The following is a 4,593-nucleotide window of genomic DNA, read 5'->3' as shown; positions in this document are numbered from 1 at the left end:
CGGAGGAACGCGGCGGCGACACCGGCGTCGACGGGCACGTGCAGACCGGTCGTGTGCGAGAAGTCGTCGGTGCAGATGGCGTAGACGGCGTTCGCGACGTTCTCGGGCACGACCTCGCGCTTCAGGATCGTGCGCTGCGCGTAGAACTTCCCGAGGTCCTGCTCGTCGATGCCGTACGTCTTCGCCCGGTTGGCACCCCAGCCCGACGCGAAGATGCCCGAGCCGCGGACGACGCCGTCGGGGTTGATGCCGTTGACGCGGATGCCGTGCTCGCCGAGCTCGGCCGCGAGCAGCCGGACCTGGTGCGCCTGGTCGGCCTTGGTGGCGGAGTAGGCGATGTTGTTCGGCCCGGCGAACACCGAGTTCTTCGACGAGATGTACACGATGTCGCCGCCGAGGCCCTGCTCGATGAGGACCTTCGCGGCCGCCTTGGACACCAGGAACGATCCCTTCGCCATGACGTCGTGCTGCAGGTCCCAGTCCTGCTCGGTGGTCTCGAGCAGACTCTTGCTCAGCGAGAGTCCGGCGTTGTTGACGACGAGGTCGAGGCCGCCGAAGTGCAGGAGGGTCTGCTGGATCGCCTGCTCGATGTCCGCCGAGCTCGTCACGTTCGCCGCGACGCCGATGGCCTGGTCCGGGCCACCGATCTCGGCGGCCGCTTCCTGGGCCTTCGTCAGGTCGAGGTCCGCGATCACGACCGCCGCGCCCTCGGCCGCCAGGCGCTTCGCGATGGCCTTGCCGATGCCGCTCGCGGCACCGGTCACGAGTGCGATCCGGGTGCTCAGCTTCGCGGGGGCAGGCATGCGCTGCAGCTTGGCCTCCTCGAGTGCCCAGTACTCGATGCGGAACTTCTCGGCCTCGTCGATCGGGGCGTAGGAGCTGAGGGACTCCGCGCCGCGCATGACGTTGATGGCGTTGACGTAGAACTCGCCGGCGACCCGGGCGGTCTGGGCGTCCTTGCCGTACGAGAACATCCCGACGCCGGGCACGAGCACGATGAGCGGGTCGGCGCCGCGGATCGCGGGGCTGGTCTCGTCGGCGTGGCGGTCGTAGTACGCCTGGTAGTCGGCCCGGTAGGCGTCGTGGAGTTCGTGCAGACGTTCTCGGGTCTCGTCGATGCTCGCGGTGGCAGGCAGGTCGAGGATGAGCGGCTTGACCTTGGTGCGGAGGAAGTGGTCCGGGCAGCTCGTCCCGAGGGCTGCGAGCTCGGGTGCCCGCGACGACGCGAGGAAGTCGAGCACGACGTCACTGTCGGTGAAGCTGCCGACGACGGGCTTGTCGTGCCCGGCGATGCCGCGGATCGTCGGGGCGAGGGCGGCCGCCCGGACGCGGCGGTCGGACTCGGGCAGCGCGTCGAAGCCCGGACGGACGGGGCCGAAGGGCTGGTCCCGGCCGTGCTCGCGGATGAACGCCTCCGCGGTGTCGATGATCCAGCGGGAGTTCGCTTCGGCTTCTCCGGACGAGGAACCCCAGGCGGTGATGCCGTGGCCGCCGAGGATCGTGCCGATCGCCTCGGGGTGCTGCTCCTGGATCGCCGCGATGTCGAGTCCGAGCTGGAACCCCGGCCGGCGCCACGGCACCCACACGACCCTGTCGCCGAAGATCCGCTCGGTCAGCGCCGGGCCGTCCGCAGCGGTCGCGATCGCGATGCCGGCGTCGGGGTGGAGGTGGTCCACGTGCGCGGCGTCGACGAGTGCGTGCATCGCGGTGTCGATCGACGGTGCGGCACCGCCCTTGCCGAACAGGGTGTGGTCGAACGCCGCGACCATCTCGTCCTCGCGGTCGACGCCGGGGTAGACGTTCCGCAACGCGCGGACCCGGTCGACCCGGAGGACCGCGAGGCCCGCCGGGGTGAGGGTGCCGAGGTCACCCCCGGAGCCCTTCACCCACAGCAGCTCCACCGGTTCGCCCGTCACCGGGTCGGTGTCGGTGCCCTTGGCGGAGGTGTTGCCGCCGGCGTAGTTCGTGATCCGCGGATCCGAGCCGAGCGCGTTCGACCGCGCGATGAGCGCCGTGACCGTCTCGTCTGCGGACGTGGCGTGCGGTGCGGGGTCCACCCGTGCCTCCAGTCCTGTGCTTGTCATGGTGTCTACGCGCCCCAGCCGGCCTGCACGCCGCCGACCCGGTCCTCGGCGATCTGCCGCTGGTAGCCGGAGTCGAGGTAGGCGTGCATCGGGTTCGCCGGCAGGCCACGGGATTCGCGCCACGCGGCGAGGTCTGCCCGGACGTCGGTCTGGTACGCGTCCATGAAGACCTCGTTCGCGCCGAGGACGTCGTGCGCTTCCTGCGCCGCGGTGAGCGCGACGCGGTCGAGCAGCAGCGCCCGGGCCGTCATCTCCTGCACGTTGAGCACGGAGCGGATCTGCCCGGGGATCTTGTCCTCGATGTTGTGGCACTGGTCGAGCATGAAGGCGACGTCCGGGTTGTCGTACCCGCCGCCGCGGATGACCTCGACCAGGATGCGGAACAGCTGGAACGGGTCCGCCGCACCGACGATGAGGTCGTCGTCGGCGTAGAAGCGCGAGTTGAAGTCGAACGACCCGAGCTTCCCGAGCCGCAGCAGCTGCATGACGATGAACTCGATGTTCGTGCCGGGGGCGTGGTGCCCGGTGTCGAGGCAGACCATCGCCTTGTCGCCGAGCGCGGCCGTCTGCACGTAGCTCGTGCCCCAGTCCGGGACGTCCGTGTGGTAGAACGACGGCTCGAAGAACTTGTACTCGAGCACGAGGCGCTGGCCCGGACCGAGCCGGTCGTAGATCGTCGACAGGCTCTCGTGCAGGCGGTCCTGCCGACTGCGCATGTCCTCCTGCCCGGGGTAGTTCGAGCCCTCCGCGAGCCAGATCTTCAGGTCGCGGCTGCCGGTGGCGTCCATCACGTCGATGCAGCGCAGGTGGTGGTCGATCGCCTTCTGCCGGATCGTCTCGTCGACGTGGGTCAGGGCGCCGAACTTGTAGTCGTCGTCCTGGAACGTGTTCGAGTTGACGGTGCCGAGGGCGACGCCGTGCTCCTCCGCGTGGCGCTTCAGGTCGGCGAAGTCGTCGACGAGGTCCCACGGGATGTGGAGTGCGACGGTCGGCGCGAGACCGGTGTACCGGTGCACCTGGGCGGCGTCAGCGATCTTCTCGTAGGGGTCGCGCGGGGTGCCCGGCGTCCCGAACACCTTGAAACGGGTGCCGGAATTGCCGAACGCCCAGCTGGGCAGCTCGATCGCCTGGCGCGCGAGCTGGTCGGCGATGCCGGCGAAGGTCGGGGTCGATGTCATCGTGCACTTCCTCGTGGCTGATTGAATCGTTTCATACGGTACGGCCTGCGCGGGGTTCGCGCAAGCCGCGGTGAGCGACGAACTACGATTCCGACATCGAACCGGCCGGTGCGGCTGGTTCGACGTCGGGAACGTGGTTCGACACGGGGCGGAGCGGGACCGCCGCGCCCCGTGCCCATCGCTACGCGGCCGGCACGGCAGCGGGCGCACGCAGCTCGTGCGTGCCCGCCGACACCCGCTGGTCTTCGACGCCCGGCAACCGGACCACGGCCGTGACGCCCTCCGGCACCGTCACCCGCACGAGGAGCTCCCCGTCGACGAGCTCCCACCGCACCGCGACGTGCCCGTGCACCGTGTCGAGCGAGGTCGACGCCCAGGTCAGGCCACCGCCCGGCTGCGGCGCGACGAGCACCGACGCGTAGCCGGGCTCGAGCGGCGCGAGTCCGCCCACCACCCGGTGCATCCAGTCGGCCACGGCACCCAGGGCGTAGTGGTTGAACGAGGTCATCTGCCCCGGGTTGATGGTGCCGTCCGGCAGCATCGAGTCCCACCGCTCCCACACCGTCGTCGCGCCCATCGTCACCGGGTACAGCCACGAGGGGCACTCGGTCTGCAGCAGCAGCCGGTACGCGTCGTCGACGTGTCCGGTCTGCGTCAGCGCGTCGGTGATGAACGGCGTCCCGGCGAAGCCCGTCGAGATCCGGTAGCCGGACTGCTCGACGAGCGCAGACAGACGGTCGCCGGCCGTGGCCCGCTCCTCTTCGGTCAGGATCCCGAAGACGATCGCCAGCGTGTAGACGGTCGTGCAGTCGGACAGGATCCGACCGTCGTCCTGCAGGTAGTGGGTCCGGAAGCCGGCCTGGAGGCGCGACGCGAGTTCCCGGAACTCGCTCGCTTCCGCCTCGTGGCCGCCCAACAGCTCGGCCGCGTCCGCCGCGATGGTGGCGGACCGGTAGGCGCAGATCGTCGCGACGACGCCCTTGTCGGCCTTCGCCGCCGCGGGGTCCTCCGGCGGGGCGTCCGGGTCCAGCCAGTCGCCGAACTGGAACACGGTGTCCCACAGGTCCTCTGGGGAGAGGTGGTCGCGGATCCGCCGGAGGTGTGCGGCCATGGACGGGAACTGCTCCTCGAGCACCGCGGTGTCGCCGTACGCCTGGTAGAGCGTCCACGGCACCCAGACCCCGGCGTCCGACCAGACGGCGGTGGCGTCGGGCGTGCCGAAGTCCTCGGCGGGGGAGTACTTCAGCACGTCCGGGACGACGAACGGGATGACGCCGTCGGCGTGCTGCTGCTCGAGCCAGACGTCCCGGAGCCAGTCGCCGAGGAGGCCC

At 70.3% G+C, this 4,593-nt stretch carries 3 protein-coding genes; all 3 read right to left on the bottom strand.

Going from position 1 to position 4,593, the window contains the following annotated elements:
* A partial coding sequence (locus I5E_RS12425) for a bifunctional rhamnulose-1-phosphate aldolase/short-chain dehydrogenase (protein ID WP_042723837.1) occupies positions 1-2,084 on the bottom strand: 2,084 nt, incomplete at its 3' end.
* Between the two features lie 5 nt (positions 2,085-2,089).
* A complete protein-coding gene (gene rhaI, locus I5E_RS12420) occupies positions 2,090-3,262 on the bottom strand; it encodes an L-rhamnose isomerase (protein ID WP_022907265.1) in 1,173 nt (390 codons plus the stop codon).
* Between the two features lie 181 nt (positions 3,263-3,443).
* Positions 3,444-4,593, bottom strand: a 1,150-nt coding sequence (locus tag I5E_RS12415) for an alpha-L-rhamnosidase-related protein (RefSeq protein WP_022907264.1), incomplete at its 5' end; no start/stop codon positions are given.

Source organism: Curtobacterium sp. B18, from assembly GCF_000333375.1.
In the GTDB taxonomy this organism is placed as follows: domain Bacteria; phylum Actinomycetota; class Actinomycetes; order Actinomycetales; family Microbacteriaceae; genus Curtobacterium.
Note: the sequence above shows the minus strand (reverse complement) of the source record. Positions and strands in the feature narration are given on the sequence as shown.